The organism is Streptomyces orinoci, from assembly GCF_003121295.1.
In the GTDB taxonomy this organism is placed as follows: Bacteria; Actinomycetota; Actinomycetes; order Streptomycetales; family Streptomycetaceae; genus Streptomyces; species Streptomyces orinoci.
In genome coordinates, this window is the sequence record NZ_PHNC01000031.1 from 445,911 (window position 1) to 461,452 (window position 15,542).

General features: G+C 68.1%; 19 protein-coding genes and 1 pseudogene. 4 read left to right on the plus strand and 16 right to left on the minus strand.

Going from position 1 to position 15,542, the window contains the following annotated elements; genetic code table 11:
• The first annotated feature begins 179 nt into the window (after positions 1–179).
• Both CV755_RS24180 and CV755_RS24185 read left to right on the plus strand, forming a co-directional pair.
• Positions 180–1,334, plus strand: a complete 1,155-nt coding sequence (locus CV755_RS24180) for a helix-turn-helix domain-containing protein (RefSeq protein WP_109282387.1) — start codon at positions 180–182, stop codon at positions 1,332–1,334.
• 21 nt (positions 1,335–1,355) lie between these two features.
• Positions 1,356–1,931, plus strand: a complete 576-nt coding sequence (locus tag CV755_RS24185) for an HD domain-containing protein (RefSeq protein WP_109282388.1) — start codon at positions 1,356–1,358, stop codon at positions 1,929–1,931.
• Here CV755_RS24185 and CV755_RS34330 read toward each other — a convergent pair.
• Complete coding sequence (locus tag CV755_RS34330) at positions 1,849–2,610, minus strand: DUF6461 domain-containing protein (RefSeq protein WP_153068744.1); 762 nt, start codon at positions 2,608–2,610, stop codon at positions 1,849–1,851. The genes CV755_RS24185 and CV755_RS34330 overlap by 83 nt on opposite strands.
• 283 nt (positions 2,611–2,893) lie before the next feature.
• On the opposite strand from CV755_RS34330, the pseudogene CV755_RS24190 reads away from it, so the two are divergent.
• A pseudogene (locus CV755_RS24190) lies at positions 2,894–3,595 on the plus strand (AMP-binding protein); the annotation flags it as partial.
• 161 nt (positions 3,596–3,756) lie between these two features.
• Positions 3,757–4,104 (plus strand): DNA-directed RNA polymerase subunit alpha C-terminal domain-containing protein, encoded by a 348-nt coding sequence (locus tag CV755_RS37375; RefSeq protein WP_109282390.1) that lies wholly within the window; start codon positions 3,757–3,759, stop codon positions 4,102–4,104.
• Positions 4,105–4,158: 54 nt separating this feature from the next.
• Here CV755_RS37375 and CV755_RS24200 read toward each other — a convergent pair whose 3' ends face one another.
• From CV755_RS24200 to CV755_RS24265, 15 genes are all read right to left on the minus strand, one after another.
• Positions 4,159–4,605, minus strand: coding sequence for a hypothetical protein (locus CV755_RS24200; protein WP_109282391.1), 447 nt, complete (start codon positions 4,603–4,605; stop codon positions 4,159–4,161).
• A 13-nt stretch (positions 4,606–4,618) separates the two neighbouring features.
• Complete coding sequence (locus tag CV755_RS24205; RefSeq protein ID WP_241561468.1) at positions 4,619–5,416, minus strand: protein kinase family protein; 798 nt, start codon at positions 5,414–5,416, stop codon at positions 4,619–4,621.
• 84 nt (positions 5,417–5,500) lie between these two features.
• Positions 5,501–5,632, minus strand: a complete 132-nt coding sequence (locus tag CV755_RS36800) for a hypothetical protein (protein WP_277751856.1) — start codon at positions 5,630–5,632, stop codon at positions 5,501–5,503.
• Between the two features lie 16 nt (positions 5,633–5,648).
• Entirely contained in the window at positions 5,649–6,764 is a 1,116-nt protein-coding gene (locus CV755_RS24210) for a radical SAM protein (RefSeq protein WP_109282393.1), read from the minus strand.
• Between the two features lie 167 nt (positions 6,765–6,931).
• The gene (locus CV755_RS24215; protein ID WP_109282394.1) at positions 6,932–7,408 is read right to left on the minus strand and encodes a pseudouridine synthase family protein; all 477 of its coding nucleotides are present in this window, start codon (positions 7,406–7,408) and stop codon (positions 6,932–6,934) included.
• Positions 7,405–7,821 carry an ATP-binding protein gene (locus CV755_RS24220; protein WP_109283487.1) on the minus strand — a complete coding sequence of 139 codons (417 nt, stop codon included), beginning with the start codon at positions 7,819–7,821 and terminating at the stop codon, positions 7,405–7,407. The genes CV755_RS24215 and CV755_RS24220 overlap by 4 nt, the downstream gene beginning before the upstream one ends.
• Before the next feature lie 52 nt (positions 7,822–7,873).
• Positions 7,874–8,107, minus strand: a complete 234-nt coding sequence (locus CV755_RS24225; protein ID WP_109282395.1) for a hypothetical protein — start codon at positions 8,105–8,107, stop codon at positions 7,874–7,876.
• Positions 8,108–8,222: 115 nt separating this feature from the next.
• Positions 8,223–9,455 carry a helix-turn-helix domain-containing protein gene (locus tag CV755_RS24230; protein ID WP_109282396.1) on the minus strand — a complete coding sequence of 411 codons (1,233 nt, stop codon included), beginning with the start codon at positions 9,453–9,455 and terminating at the stop codon, positions 8,223–8,225.
• A gap of 188 nt (positions 9,456–9,643) precedes the next feature.
• On the minus strand, positions 9,644–9,901 hold the full coding sequence (locus tag CV755_RS24235; RefSeq protein WP_109282397.1) for a hypothetical protein: 258 nt from the start codon (positions 9,899–9,901) through the stop codon (positions 9,644–9,646).
• Positions 9,898–10,143: a hypothetical protein gene (locus tag CV755_RS24240; RefSeq protein ID WP_109282398.1), complete on the minus strand. Its 246-nt coding sequence runs from the start codon at positions 10,141–10,143 to the stop codon at positions 9,898–9,900. The genes CV755_RS24235 and CV755_RS24240 overlap by 4 nt, the downstream gene beginning before the upstream one ends.
• Positions 10,144–10,178: 35 nt before the next feature.
• Positions 10,179–11,045, minus strand: coding sequence for a peptidoglycan-binding protein (locus tag CV755_RS24245; protein ID WP_109282399.1), 867 nt, complete (start codon positions 11,043–11,045; stop codon positions 10,179–10,181).
• A 74-nt stretch (positions 11,046–11,119) separates the two neighbouring features.
• The gene (locus CV755_RS24250; RefSeq protein WP_109282400.1) at positions 11,120–12,706 is read right to left on the minus strand and encodes a collagen-like domain-containing protein; all 1,587 of its coding nucleotides are present in this window, start codon (positions 12,704–12,706) and stop codon (positions 11,120–11,122) included.
• Between the two features lie 13 nt (positions 12,707–12,719).
• Positions 12,720–13,424, minus strand: a complete 705-nt coding sequence (locus tag CV755_RS24255; protein ID WP_109282401.1) for a hypothetical protein — start codon at positions 13,422–13,424, stop codon at positions 12,720–12,722.
• Complete coding sequence (locus CV755_RS24260) at positions 13,424–14,521, minus strand: hypothetical protein (protein WP_109282402.1); 1,098 nt, start codon at positions 14,519–14,521, stop codon at positions 13,424–13,426. The genes CV755_RS24255 and CV755_RS24260 overlap by 1 nt, the downstream gene beginning before the upstream one ends.
• Before the next feature lie 20 nt (positions 14,522–14,541).
• Complete coding sequence (locus CV755_RS24265; RefSeq protein WP_109282403.1) at positions 14,542–15,534, minus strand: hypothetical protein; 993 nt, start codon at positions 15,532–15,534, stop codon at positions 14,542–14,544.
• Positions 15,535–15,542 lie beyond the last annotated feature (8 nt).

The following is a 15,542-nucleotide window of genomic DNA, read 5'->3' on the forward strand; positions in this document are numbered from 1 at the left end:
AAGAGGGCGAGCCGATGGAGAGCCTCGGCGCCGGCGTGTGTATGCGGTCGCTGTCCGCGACTATGCTCAACGCGCCAGCGGAGGCCCTCGTCGGAGTCTTGAAACTACGGGGGCCGGGCCGGTGAAAAAACTGACGCACGGTACGAGTTGTCAGAGGCCACCCAGTCCGGGAGCAGGTCATGACTCCAACGCGGTCACCAGCACGGCGCGGAACACTGGCTGCCGGTCATGACCGGCCAACTCAGGGCGGTCAAGGGGCCGTTACCGGGCATCTGCTGAAGGTTATCCGCGAGCGCATTCCGCTTACGCAGACACAGCTCGCCGAACGACTGCGCGTCGATCCGACGACAGTGCAGGCGTGGGAATCGGGGCGGCGCCCTCTCGCCGCCGTGTCGGCCGCGCATCTGCTGACGCTTCGGCGTCGGTTGCTGGCCGAAGGGGCGGATCCCGCTTCCCTCGTCCTGCTTGATGTGGCCATGGATGCCGACTCCGTCATCGGCTACGCCCTTGACGAAGGGCGGTCGGCCGGAGAGGTCCGGGATCACCCCTTGGCGGGTTGGGTCTTCAACCGCGCCTCGACCCACGTGATCGCTTGGGCTCTCACAGGTACGCCCCCGGCGGCATTGCCGCCGGCCCCCGCCGTCACACCGCGTCGTCGCGGCCCGTCTCCCCACTCTCCTGTTCTCGCTGCTCCGCAGCGTCGGCAGTTCTTCTCTCATATGCGGCGGTCGGCCGAGATCGCTGAGCGCATCGGTGACGCCGGGGCCCTTCTGCGGCGCCAGGCCGTCTATCTGTGCAGTTACGACACGGCACCCGACACTCGGGAATGGCTTGCCGACATACAGGGCCGCAGGCCCCTACGGTTCAACTCCTCGGCCTGGTCGCCGCGGTGGGCCGATGCGCGGTCACTGGCAACATCGCTGACCAGGTACGGCGATCTCGACCAACTGCATGGCTTTATCGAGCACGGCCTGAGTGACGACTCAGGGGAACTGGCGAACCTGAACTACTGGGCTTATTGGCTCGGGCACGACGCTCTGCCTCGGTCGGACGACTCGTTCATGGCCGACTCGTCGGCGCAGCGGTGGGACGCCGGCGTCCTGCTGCGAAGCCTGGCGGACAGGCTTGACCCTGAGCTGGGGTGCATTGACCTCAATATCCACTCGGTCTGGTCGTTGCTGGCCAACAAGCCGGGACTGCCGACGAGTTATCCGGCTCTCGCGGGAGATCTCCGCCACCGAGTCGCGCGGCTGCTCGACAGCGGTTCGGTCTCGCGACAAGCGCGTCGTGAGCTTGACCAGGTGCACTACGGTCTGAAGCTGAGTACCTACTGATCCATCGGAGGGACGCGCCGCATGACGAACGATCAGCACGCCAAGGGTTCTGTGAGCTACCTGATGGAGATGGGTGCGCTGAAACGGGCCAAGCGCTCGGGTTGGTGGATCGCGGGTGTGAAGGACCCCGAGACGATCGCCGAACACAGCTTTCGCACCGCCGTCATTGGATCTGTGCTGGCCATGATGGAAGGGGTGGATCCGGCAAAGGTCGCGCTTCTGTGCACCTTTCATGACACCCAGGAGACGCGCGTCGGTGACATCCCCTGGATTGGCCGCCGTTACCTCAAGCCCGCCAAAAACGAGCAGGTTACGGCAGATCAGCTGGCGGAAGCGCATCCGGCGGTCGCCGCCGGCATTCAGGCCATCGTCGAAGAGTACGAGAACGGCGACTCTCCCGAGGTCGTGATCGCCCATGACGCCGACAAGCTTGAATGCATGATTCAGGGCCTTGAGTACCTGGAGCAGGGATACGCCAACGCCCAGGAGTGGGTTGACAGTACGCGGGCCAAGCTCAAGACGCCGTCCGCGATCGCGCTTGCGGATGCGGCACAGGGGATGTCGTCGATCGAATGGCAGCGTGTGTATCTGGCCTGATGTTCAACTTTCGCGGCCCTCGGCGAGCTCCCACTTGGCTGACGGTGACGGCACCTTCAGGCACCGGGCCAAAGGTTCCCCTGGGGAGTCCTTCGGGGCCGTGATGGATGGCAGGAATTCTGGCTGTGAGCCCCAGCATGGTCTGCGCTTCGCCGAGGGAGACACCTGTGATCTCGTGGAGCAGGGACAAACCCAAACGCCGGTGGGAACAGGCATGTTCGGCGAAAAACCCGACACGCTGCATCTCGCCGACGAATCGGTCGGGATCTATGCCGCCCTCCTCCGCCCGGCTTTCCGGTGCGGACATGTCGCACCGCATCACACACGTACCGTTCTGCCAGTACTCCACGTAGCACAGCGGTCCGGCCGCGGAGCAAGAGATCACATCGGTGCCGGTTGACGCGGCTTCAAGGCGCTCAGAGATGCTGCCCCAAGTGCTTGCCAGTTCCAGGGAAAAGGCCCACTCGCCTACCTCTCCCGCCCGCGCAGCGCCCCAAGTGTCGTAGTTCTCCATCCCCTCCCAGACAAATTGGAGCGCCGATTCCTCGTCTTCGGGTATGAACATGTCGGCTTCCTCGCAGGACAGCCGTAGCAGGAGCTCGCGCCCGCTGAGCCCCTTGGCGAGCGTCAGGCAGAACACGTCGTAGTCATCGGCGATCCAGTCAAGCGGACACTTCACTGTTGAGCGCCTCCTTCGGATCTCAAGCCGAGTCTCAACGTATGACACTGCAAACGACATCTTCTCGCCGGGGCGGCGGGGCGCCGGCTTGCCGGACGGAGATGATCGTCATGGCCAGGCCGGGCCGGAGTGGCCAGGGAAGGCCCTAGCCATCGTCCCTGTTCGACCGGCCGCGCGTGCGCTCCGCCGGCCGACCCGCCCGAGGTAGTGACTTACCAGGGGAAACCCCAGCACAATCACCCGGAGCAATCAGCCCGTAACGGCCCTCCGGGAGGCACCCCCGATGCAGAGCACCATGCAGGACGTACCACTGCTCGTCTCACGGATCCTGGTCCATGGGACGACCGTCCATGGGCGGGCCGAGGTCCGTACCTGGAACGGGGAAGCGGCGACCCGCCGGACCTATGCCGAAATCGGGGCGCGGGCGGCGCAGTTGGCGCATGCGCTGCGGGATGAGCTCGGGGTGCGGGAGTCGGATGTCGTCGGCACGCTGATGTGGAACAACGCGGAACACCTTGAGGCGTATCTGGCCGTGCCGTCCATGGGGGCGGTGCTGCACACCCTCAATCTGCGGCTGCCCGCCGAGCAGTTGGGGTGGATCATCAACCATGCCGCGGACCCGGTCATCATCGTGGACGGAAGTCTGCTGCCGCTCCTCGCGGCACTGATGCCGCACTTGCCGACCGTGCGGCATGTGGTGGTCAGCGGCCCCGGTGACCGCTCGGTGCTCGATGGTGCCGCCGCCACCGTGCATGACTACGAGCGGCTGATCGCGGGCCGTCCGGTGGTGTACGACTGGCCCGAGCTGGACGAACGCAGTGCGGCGGCGATGTGCTACACCTCGGGGACCACCGGTGATCCCAAGGGTGTGGTCTACAGCCACCGTTCGGTGTATCTGCACTCCATGGAGGTCAACTCCGGGACGTCCTTCGGTCTGAAGCCGGGCGAGATCTGTATGCCGGTGGTGCCGATGTTCCACGTCAGTGGGTCTAAAGGGGCACAACGGCAACCGCCCTGGTCAGAGGCTCGCAGGCCAGGCAGGGCGCGGCCCCGGTACTCAGCGGAGTACCGGGGCCGTTCCATGTGCGGGATCGGCTTGGGCCGAAGAGGTTCCGCTGGCACTTCCTGGTCTGAAATGATCACGCCATGTCTATAACCAAGGAAGACCTGTTGGCGGCTGTACACAGCATGTCCCGGGACGACCTCCGTGAAGTCGTTGAGGCGGTCAAGACCAAGCTGGCCGACCCCGACAGGGGCGAAGAGGGGATGCTGAATATCGATCCGATGCTCCTCCGGCCAATCGAGGACCTGGAACTCACCGTACGCAGCGCCAACTGCCTTAAAGCCGAGGACATCTTTTCCATCGGTGATCTGGTCTCACGCACCGAGGATGAGTTGCTCCGCTCCCCGAACCTTGGCAGAAAAAGCCTGGACGAGATCAAGGCCGCTCTCGCCGCCCGGGGGCTCTCCCTTGGGATGGCTGGGAAGAACTGACCGGCTGACGTCCAGGCGCCAACTGTGGCGGGTCGTACGACCCGTCGGGAGACCCTAGTTCCCCACGGTGCATAGTGCCTCGGCGAGGTCGGAAAGCTGCTCGCGGGGGAGGTGCAGCAGCGCGTCGGGGGCGATGCCGTCCCGGACGAGGGGGACATTCATGCGCCAGGAACCGGGGCGCCAGGGGTGGCGGATGCGGTCGCCGAAGGTCGGGGAGGCGTCGAGCAGTTCGACGAGGTGCAGGGCGTCGGCGATGGGGAGTTTCAGTAGGGCCCATCCGCGGTGGTAGGCGATGAATCCGTCGCCGCCGTACCCGAGGGGGGTGTCGCGCTGCTCGCGGACGCCGGCGGTTGCTTCGCCGACGTCTTGGCAGCAGGCGGTCGTCTTGATGCCGAGGCGCCACAGTTCGCGGACGACGGGGACCATGTCGAGGTCTATCTCGACTGCGTCGCCGGCCGGGGTGGTGAGCGTTTCGTGTGGGTGGATGAGGGGGTCGGCCATGGGGTTCCCCTTGTCATTGACGGAAGGTGGCCCAGTGGTCCGCGGCTTCGGCGAGGCCCGTTTTCCATGGCACGTCGGGGGCGTCGTCGGCGATGCCGCGCCAGAGGCGTTGCTGTGCCGTGGCGAAGACGTCGAGGGCGCGGGGCGGCGCGGTGGCCCATGCGGGGGTCTTGGCAGCCCACAGTTCGGCGTCGGCGGGGGTGTGGCCGGCGGCGATGAGCCAGACGACCCAGCACGCGGCGTCGATCCACGCTGCGCCGCGGGTGGGCCATGCCCAGTCCACGACGCGGGCTGCGCCCTCGGAGATCAGGACGTTGTCGGGTGTCCAGTCGGTATGCAGCAGCGTGTCGCCGCGCAGCAGTTCGGCGTCGTCGGGGTGGTCGAGGTAGTCGGCGAGGCGTTGCTCGATCAGTTTCAGGTCGAGGTCGCCGGGGGCGCGGACGCCGGACAGGGTGATGATCGCCTCGGCGACGAGCGGTAGGTCGTCGGAGTGGGGGCGGTAGTTGGCGGGCCGGCCGTCGAGGTGCTCGAAGCCGAGCAGGTGCCAGTCGTCGTCGCGGACGGTCCACAGCAGGCGGGGGGCGAGGCCGGCAACGTGCGGGTTGATGGCGGCCTCGCGCTGTTGTGTCCACGCGCGGGGGTGATCGTTGCGCAGGCCCTTGACGAAGACGCGGCCGGCGGGGGTGTCGAGGGTGGCGGCGATCTCGGAGTTGAGTCCCTTGTCGGTGGTCGTCGCGGCGTAGATCGGGCCGGTGCGGGCGGCGACGGCGTCGCGGGTGCTGGCGGGTAGGTCGTCCCATTGGAGTCTCATGGTCACCACGGGCGGGAGTGTAGGGCGCGGGTGTGGCGGTGAGGCCGCCCGCGTGGGGGCGGGCGGCCTCGATGGGGTGTCGGTCTAGTACGGGTTGTCGTCGCCGCAACCGCGCATGACCTCGTTGCCGGCGAGGTTGTCGAGGTCCTCGACGAACTCGATGTCGTCCTCGACGGCGGCCGGTGTCGTGGTGATCTCAACGGCGTTAGGTGCCATGGGTGTTCACCTCCTCTCAGGCGTGCTGGCAGTACCGGTCAAGGGGCGCGCTGGCCTTGCGATACAGCTTCACGAGCGGCATGCACGTGGTGCACTTCTCCTGGAGAAGACAGCCGGTGCAGCCGTCTTGGCGCTGTAGGGCGCGGTCGGCGACGTTCCCCAACCGGGCGAGCCCCGCGACCCCTTCTTTGAGGAGCGGAATCGGGTGGTCGCGGGAGACTTTGCAGACGGTCGCGAGGCCGAACGGGGAGACGTTCAGGGACGTGTGTCCGGCGTCGCATCCGGTGAAGGGGCTGCGGCTGTGCAGGTACTCCGGGGCCTGCTGGGCGAGGGGCTCATGTTCGCCGGCGAAGGTGGGCGACATGTGGGTGTACTCGCGGACGCGGGATGCGTATCGCTCGGCGAGGGCGCGCATGCCGGCGGCCTCGTGGTGGTTCTTGCCAGTGATCACGACGCTGAGGGACAGGGGCAGGCCGGCGTCGTGGGCGGCGTGAAGTCCGCGCATGAAGGCGCGGAAGGAGCCGCGGCGGTTGGTGAAGGTGTCCCAGGTGGCTTCGGTGGCTCCGTAGACGCTCATGGTGATGCGGTAGGGCCTGCGCGTAGTCAGCAGGTCGAGCATGCGCGGCCGGGCGAGGGTCGAGCCGTTGGTCAGGATCTCCACCATCATGCCGAGGTCGTAGGCGAGGGCGTACGTTTCGGGGAAATGGCGGTCGATGGTGCACTCGCCGCCGCCTAGCTCGATCCAGACAATCCCGGCGTCGCGCAGGATGTGCAGCAGCTTCTCGCGGGTGGGCCACGCGAGGCCCTCGTGCCGCTTGTGGCCGTAGACGCAGTGGTCGCAGCCCCAGTTGCATCCGTTGTTCACCTCGTAGGAGGCGCGGCCGTGGCCGTAGGGCGAGGGGTCGCGGACGAGCAGGGTCTCGCTGGCGCACGCGTCGGTGAGGTTGAGGCGCCATCGGGCGTAGGCGATGTTGCAGAGCCAGCCCGGCAGGGGACCGTCGGTGGTCGCGGCGCTGTGTAATTCGAGGTAGTGGTGCGCTTTGATCTTCACGCCGCGGGCGTCGCCGGGGTGGAGCAGAAGGAACTCGCCGAGGAACGGCGCGGCAATGACTTGGTACGTGGGTGCGCTCATGAGGGCCCCCTCGGTGAGCCGGCGGCGGTCGCCGGCTGTTGCGGCTGGAACCCGCCCCAGCCGCCCATGCCTTCCTGCTATCGGCGGGCGGGGCGGGGGCTGTGCCCCGTAGGGTCGAGGTGAGCGGGTCGGCCCGGGGTATGTCAGACTCCGGGGCGGCCCGCTCGCTAGTGCAGGTTGGATCGTCGGCGGAGGCTGGTGGTGCCCCACCAGGCGGTTCCCGCGGCGGCGCCTGCCGCGAGATGCTCGGCCATCTCCTCTTGGGTGCTGCTGGCTGCGGCGGGCTCGGCCGAGACGATCAGGCGGACGGGTCCGCCCTCGGCAATATGCCGCTGCCACTCCTGGCGGGTTTCGGGAATGCAGAGCCACCACCGCTCGCCGTAGTCCAGGGAGACGACTCCCGCATGAAGAAGCAGCCGCGAGCCGACATAGGGCGGGTCCTGGAGGATGGGCCCAAGGCCGAGGCATGAGGCGAGCGCCCGCATGCCGGCATCGATCCATTCGAAGGTTTCGCCGAGGCGTCGGGGCGGGGTGTGGGTCATGAGGAGTTGCGCCACGGGGCCGGCATCGCCGTAGTACATGCCGTACATGTGTGTGATCTCTGCCAGGAAGGCGAGGCCCGGCGCGGTCTTGACGGTGCTCACGACTTCTCCACTTCTGCCCATAGGTATTTGCCGAAGGGCCTTGAGCCGGTGCCCCATCGGGCGAGTGCATCGACGATGTGAAGGCCACGGCCTCGGCCGCGCTCGTGGCTCTCGGCCTTCATCCGGGGGAGCCGTCGCGAGGGGTCGTGGACCTCGATGCGCGTTCGGCGGTCGTCGGCAGCGAGTACGACGAGCAGGGAGTCGCCGGGCTCAGATCCGTACCGAACGGCATTGGTCACCAGTTCTGACACGACGAGTACGACGTCGTCGATGTGACCCGCACGGTTATGCTGGTTGGCGAGGACTTCTCGCGCGAAGTCGCGGGCGATCCGAGCGGACGGCTCGACGGCGTCGAGAATGAGCTGCTCTCGCGGGCGCAGAGGGAGGTTCCTAGCTTCGACTCTGGGCATCATCCGGATCACCTCACGCTCTCCCGACCGCGGGCGGGCGCGTGTTGTGGCGTAGTCACGGCGTCCCCCCGATCGAATCGATGGACGGCCCGTCTCCGTTTAGCAGGCGGGAGAGGTCGCGCACTAGTTCCTCGATGTCCGGCCCGCTCATGACCAGGCGGCCGGTCGTGGGCTCGTCGTCGTTCGCAAAGATGCGCAGCGGGATGAAAAAGCGGCCGGCCTTCGTTCGGCCCAACGGCTTGTCGGACAGACGCTCGATGCGCAGCCTGTTGTAACGGTCTTCAGGCATGGTCCCCTCGACTGGCCTTTGTTGTAAGAGAGTTCACCAGGCGTCAGACCGTAGGCCCGGCATGGAAAGGCACCCCGTAAGAAGTTCCGGGGTGCCTTTTTTCCGGGGGCGAGAGTCAGCCAGCGAGCACACCCACGTGTGCCGCGTGATCACGCAACTCGGCGCGATAGGAGGGGCGTTCCCGCTTGAGGAGATCACGTACGGCCTCGCGCACGAGAGGGAAGAACTTGACCTCTTCGGGTGAGGTCTTCCGGATGCGGCCGATCATGTACAGCGTCGCATAGTCGTCTTGCTTGAGCCTGTTGGCGTTCATGACTTCGACCAGGTACCGGGTGCGCCTTTCAAGGGGTAGAACCGGGTTGTCGTCATCGACGTGGTCGGCGAGGCGCAGTGCCTCAGTGGCGTCGCCTTCCTCGCCGGCCAGGTGTACCCCGTGCATGGCAACGTTCGTGGGGCCGAACGAGGTGCGCCAGTCATTGCGGTCGGTGCCGGCGCGGCGCGCGACGTGGTCTGCCTCGTGGAGCAGATCCCAGGCAGCGGCGGCCCGGCTGTCTCGCATGGTGGCGACGGCCGCGGCGAGATGTAGCGCGCCATGAACTGAGAGCAGTTCCGGGGTGGCGTCGTCCCCTGGTGTGGTGGCCTCTATTGCAGCTCGCGCGAGGTCGGCTGATTCTGTGACGTCGCCGCTACTGGTGAGCACGCTGCACATGTTCCATGCGGAGGCGCCGAGCAGTACGGGGTCGCCGATCTGGTCGGCGAGCTGTAGTGCGCGGTCGGCTGCGACGCGGGACAGCGTCCGCTCACCCACTCGACGAAGGTAGACCTGCAACAGGTGATAGAGGCTGATCACCGCGCGGGCGACTACTTCCTCGTCAGGCCCGACGACATTGCGCCATGTGTGCTGGGCTTCTGCGAGCAGTTGTGGCAACTGCGGCCCGACGAGGGCGTATCGATTGACCTCGTGTTCGTATGCGTGCCATGCATCGTCGATGCGCCGCCGTAGTTCGTCAGGCGCCAGGGGCGTTCCAGGCAGGCTGCCCCCGAGGTGGGATGAGATCGAGGTCAGTGCATGGCGGATGGCGGGCACCGACTCGTGTTCCGCCGAGCCATTGGCGGCGAATGTAACGTTTCGTCCGGTCAGCTCCGCCAGCTCCCGGATGTCGAGAACACGGGCGAGATCGAGCAGGACGGAGAGCTTGTCAACGGGGATGACGCCCCGTTCAACCTTGCTTACCCAGTCTTCCGAGCGACCGATCAGGCCAGCGAGGGCAGCCTGAGACAGGCCCTTACGCTGGCGGTATAGCTTGATGCGGTCCCCGGTGGTGAAGTCGTACGCGTAGCTGTTCACCGGTACCCCTTATGGGACGTGACGACGCAGGTCTACAGCCAGAGTACGCGGGCGGTTAGAAGAGGCTGCGACCGTTGAAGTAACGGTAGTTGGCAGCATGGGTACGGGATACGGCAAAAGGCGGCCCGCCCCCACATGGGGGCGGGCCGCGATGCTGTTCCGGCGGCCGTTCGCAGCCGGAGGAAGGTTCAGTGGCCGGTGGTGGCCTGCCAGATCGAGACAAGTAGGCCCGCGATGGCCAGGAGGGCGGCGAGGCTGGGCAGGGGCCAGCGGGCACGTTCGAGTTCGTCGAGGCGGTTCTCGTGGTCAGCGAGTTGCTTGTCGGTCTGGTCGGATCGCTGCACGAGCAGTGCAAGGGAGCCGTCGATGCGGGCGAACCCTACCTCGACGACGCCCCGAAGCCGTTCCAGTTCGAGGGCGACGTCATTCGGGCTGGGATCTGTCACACGGTGCCCCTGTCGGCGGGGTCCGGGGTGGACGGGTCGGTGCGCAGCCATCGGGGCATGAGGGCCTGGACGCCCGGTAGGGCCATGATCCGCGTGAGGGCGCCGGCGACGGCCAGGGCGCCGGCGACCCAGGGCAGGGATGCGGGGATGCCGGAGGCATCGACGATGGCGGGCAGCATGACCGCGATTGCGACGGCGGTCTGCACGATGGTGCGTGCGGTGTGTTTGGCGGCAGGGCTCAAGGGGGGTGGTGCTCCGTTTCGTGATGAGGGTGGGGCTAGACCTTGGGGACCTTGAGGGCGTCCCACTGCCGGCGGCCGGGGATTCCGTCGCAGAATTGCGGGGCGTCGCCGAGCTTCTGCTGCCAGCGTCGGAAGGACTGGGCATCGGCCGTGGTCCACTGGGGGCCGGGGCCGGAGTGGTAGGCCGAACATCCCTCCTCGACGAGCCGTCGGCCCATGGCGGTCACAATGGGGCTGCGGGGGTAGCTCTTGAAGAACTCGACGCCGGGGAACGGCTCGTAGGCCGGGGTGGGGACGGGCTTGCCGGCCTTGGTGGCGAGGCGCCGGTCGATGCGCTCGCGCATCGTCTGCATGGAGAAGCCGCGGGGGTCGGTCTTGGTGTCGGTCCACTCCTTGTGTCCGATCACGGATGCGGCCGACCAGCCGTAGGCGCGGCAGATCGCGGCGGCGGCGCGCTCGATGGCGTCGAGCTGCGCGTCGGGCCACGGGTCGGCGCCGTTGCCCAGGTTGACGCACTCGAATCCGTAGAAGCGGGCGTTGCCGTCCGCGTTCATCTCTGACGGCTCGGGCAGGGACTGCTCGGCGACGACCGCGGCCAGGACGTCACTGTCACCGGCGCCGGCGTGGTTGGCGCGGCCGGCGCTGATCAGGTACACGGTGCCGTCCTTGGCGATCACGCCGTGGCACAGCGGGCCGGGGAGTTCGGCGTATCCGTCGTAGCACAGCTCAACGGATGAGTCGGTGCCGCTGCTCACGGTGTGGTGGATCATCACGCCGTTGATCGGGCCCCACGCGCCGTGTCCGGCGCGGTCGTGGGTGCGCCACGAGCCGTATTCGACGACGCGCACGCCCTCGGCGCGCAGCGCGGCGAGCAGCTCGTCGGCGGTCAGGGGTGTTGCCATGGTGGGTGTCTCCAGACATGAAGGAAGCCCCGGCACACAGGTGCGCGGGGCGTTCGAACGGGGCGTGCTGGGGGTTAGGCGAGGGCCATCCAATAGCGGGTGCAGATGCCGGCCACGGCTGATCCGGTCCAGTTCACCGACGTGGGGAGGGCGGTATTGCCCTTGTCGCTGGACATGGCGAACCGCGGCGGCCTGCTGGCGCTGATGGCGCCGACCTTGCCGGAGGCGTCCATGCCTTGGCCGATGCTCGCGACGAGTGGTGTGTTCGCCGCGGTGGACCAGTTCAGGACGAACGCCAGGACGTACACGCCGGGGGCGAGGGTCTGCGCCTCGGTCAGCGAGAGGTAGGTCGTGCCGCCGCCGACGCTGTGTTCCTCGGCGTAGCGGCCGGCGGCGGACAGATCGGCGGTGGTCGCGAGGCGGGTTCCGCCCGCGGTGTAGATGCCGGCGTATGAGCCGCTGGTGATACCGCCGGACGCCCCGGAATAGCCGTAGGTGTGCAGGCAGATTTTCGAAACGGTGGCGGTGTCCCGCATGACGATCGACGAGTAGTAGATCCGGCCGGAGGCCGGCCGGTCGCCGGGGCCGCCCGCGCTGTTGGGCGTGGCGCCGTCCATGACGGACGGGTCCGCGTTCCACGCGACGAACCCGAGGTCCGCCGGGTACCAGACGTTCGGGTATGTGATCGGCGGGAGCTGCGCGAGGGGCACGTCGCCGGAGCCGTCGAGGGCTGCGACACCGCCGGCCTTCCCGCGGGCGGTGGTGGCCAGCGCGCCGACGTCGGTCGGGGTGAGGGTCACGGCGCCGGTCTTGCCCGCGACGGAGGTCACGGGGACGGCGGACGGCTGGACGTACCGGGCGTCGGCGGCGGCCTGGTCGAGCGCGCCGACATCGCCGGCGGTGAGCTGCACCGCTCCCGTCTTGCCGTTGACCGACTGCACCGCGCCGCCGCCGGAGGACGCGGGGAGCTGCGCGGCGGGCACCTTCCCGGAGGCGTCGAGCTGCGCCACGCCACCCGGGGCGCCGGCCGTGCTGGCCGGTAGGGCGCCGACGTCGGCCGCGGTGAGTACGACGTCGGCCGCGCTGTGCCCGTTGACCGACTGGACCAGGCCCGGGGCACCGGGAGCGCCGTCCCGGCCGGGGACGCCGACGGGGCCCTGTGGTCCCTGTGGGCCCGTGGCGCCGCGGGGGCCGATCAGAGAGGTGAGCCAGTCGGCGGGGGTGCCGGTGAAACCGGCGGCGAGGGCCACCTCGTAGGCGCTCGCGCCCTGCGCACCGCGTGGCCCCTCCGGGCCCACGATGGGGACGTAGTTCGGTTTGCTGGGGTCGGTTGGGGCAATGTCCGCGAGGTCCACGTGCGGCTGGTCGGCCGGTAGCAGGATGTTGTACGAGCGGCCGTTGGGGATGCCGGATAGGGCTTCGCTGACGGTGTAGGACCAGCCGGTGGGGTCCATGTGCGGGGCATCGGTTGCGGGCAGTGTCGCGCTGATCTGCCCTTGGGCGTCGAGCTGGGCGACGACGGGGCCGCCGAGGATGACGTCGGCCTCGGGGAAGGTCACCTGAGCCGGGGCGCGGAAAGTGACGCTGCCGGACAGCGGCCGGCCGTCGGGACTGAGGTAGCGGCCGGTCACCGTGACGACCGGGATGGAACTGGGCAGCAAGCGCCATTACTCCTTAAGTTCGGCAGCCATAAAGCATCTTCGGCTGTGCATAGACATGCCCGTTGCCGCTGGTCCTGCGGGCCTCGACGACGATTTCGACAAGCGATCCGGGGTCACCCCCCACAGCGCCGGTGTAGTCGAAATCCTGGCCGGCGCGCACGGCAGGCCCCCAGACTTGCCCGTTGACCAGCACGCGCACCTCACCGGCAGTACCGCCGTCCGCGGCCGTGTACATGAAAAGGCGGATCTTGGGTTGCCAAAGGGAGTTGAACGAGCGGGCAACGTCCGCGAACGATGCGGAATCGGTCTTGGGCCAGGACGCGGCAATGTCGGAGTTCTGGGGAGGAAGCAGAGCGATGTAGGGGCATGCGATGCCGCCGTTTTTGACGTCGTCGGCCCAGATCTCGTTTCCCTTCGGGTCGAACAGACGCACCGGCTGCGGCATCTTCTCGTCGGTGCCGTTACGGATGGTCATCGCAGGGCTTCCGTCCTGCCGCTTCATGCTCAGGCCGTACTCACCGTTGCCCCAGTGGCCAACGCCGAGGATCTGCTTTCCCTCGGGGGAGAAGACGCCGAACGCTCCGCCCTCGCCGATGCGGACGTAGCCCTTGCTCACCTGGTCCATGGCGGGCCGGATCTGAGACCGTCCGGCGAGTTCGCGCACCTGCCGTTCAAGCTCGCGGATGCGGTCGAGCAGGTCGAGGGGCACAGCGGCCATTAGGCGGCCTCCAAGAAGAGTCGGGCGGTCTCGGCGCGACCGCGCTCCGGTGGGGTGATGGCAAGCCCGACGATGCGGTAACGCCGGTCGAGGGTCTCGGACCACCAGAGATCGCGGATGCGCAGCCGGATGGTGGCGCCGAGCAGGGCCGGCGTGATGGAGCCGTCCATGCGCACGGTGATCTCGGGAATGGTCAGCGGCGCGCGGGCGCGCATCCAGTCCGCGCGGGCGTGGGCGTCGAGAACGCTCTGTGTGATCACGGTCGAGTAGTCGCTGCTGCCATCGAGGCGGGGCCAGCCGGCGGCGATATCAGCGTCGGCGACGAGCAGCTCGGACATGATCGGGTGCGACTCGGCGGCCTGGTTGCGGTTGTCGGTCGCCCCGCGGCACTGCCATGCGTTGGCCAGGGGCGTTGCATCGACCGGCCATGTGTAGGACAGGACGGGCCCGGGGTGGTCGAGGACGATCTCGCTCGTGCCCGTGCGGATGGGGGAGCCGAGCTGTAGCTCTTTGACGCGCCGGCCGGAATCCGGATCGCGATAGGCAGCAATGCGCCACTCGAAACCGTTCTCCGTGGCGGCGAGTTGGTTGATCAGGTCCCGGATCTTCGGCAGGTCATAGCGGCTGTACGAACGGTCGCGGGCGACGCCCGACGGCGCACCGTCGTAGGTGATGCCGATATCCCCGCCATTGGTGCCCTGCACGTAGTCGAGCAGCGTTCTGACGATGTCGTACTGGTCAACTCCCCTGCTGTCCAAGGAATCTGTCAGCATCCGGTGATCGAGGTAGGAGTCGAACGTTCCGGCCTGCACCTGCATGGAGAGAAAGCCGCGGGCGCTGGATTGTAGAGAGGCCGTCCAGATGATGCCGCCCCACCAGATTTCCCGGTCCCGCTCGATCCACAACGCGGTACGCCCGGGAACGACGGTGGCGCGCACTCGGGCGGCCAACTCCGGTGTGGCAATGGGGATTGTGCCGGAGGCGGTGCCCGTCTTGCCTATGTAGTCGTCGAGGGAAATCCCCTGCAACGGCAGGACGTCGAGCAGTTGGTCTGAGCGCAGGTCGCAGAACAAGGCGCGGTAGGTGGGGGCAGCCATCGTTCACCCCCCGGTGGTGCTTAGTCGGTGCAGTAGGTGACGCCGTCGAGGCTGATCCACGCGGGGGCGTCGAACAATTCGAAGGTGCGCAGGACGCCGGCGCCGGTGATCTCCACACGGGTGAGAGCGGGGCCCTTGCTGGTGACATCGCGGGGCGCGGCCCACGCGAATTCACGACCGCCGGCGGGCCGGATCGGCGCCGGAAGAGTGGCGATGGTCGCGCCGTTGGCAATGGTGGCCCCCGACTTGGTCGGGCCGATCCGGCCGCGCAACATCACCATGGCGCCCAGGCGGCGCCACGAGGCCGGCATGCCATGGCCCGGGTTGCCGTAGCCGGCGGCGAGGGTGAGCGGCTGCCAACCGGAGTCGTAGGGGTAGGGTAGCCACGCGCGGGCGGTGGCGTTCCAACGCTCCAGCCCTGTCACGCCGTTGTCGCGGAACTGGCCGTCGTAGGCGCCGTTGAAGGTCATGGCCCAGCCGTGGGGGATGATGCCGCCGTGCGCGGTGGTGTACTGCCGCCGGTCGGCCAGAGCCCGCGTCCAGTCCAAGCCGCCGACGCCGGCCGAGGCTCCGGCCGGTACGGTCACGTCCCACAGCCGGAGCGCGGCCGGGGGCAGCGTGGGCGGGTTCGGGGTCGCGGTCGGCGTGCCTTGGATGATCTCGGCGGCTACGCGGGTCTGCCCGCTGGTGTCGTACATCCCGTCGTAGACCCGCAGCACAACCGAATCGATACGGTCGAACTGCGGGTGCCCGTCGTCAACCGTGAGCGTCTCCGGGGAGGAGACGACGACCGGGTAAGCCCCCTGAGCGAGGGTGCCCTGCACCACGGCCCGGCCGATGCCGAGCTGCACCTGCATCGGGCCCGCGCTGGTGGCGGCAAGCGCCGCCCCGCCGGGAATCACGCCGGCGCGGCTGAGCAACTCCCCCTCGGGCGCGAGGACACCGACGGGGGCGAGGCGGGTGTCTTCACGGGTCTGTGCGTTCGGCAGCAGCCAAGCGGCGCGCACGGTCACGGGCGGCC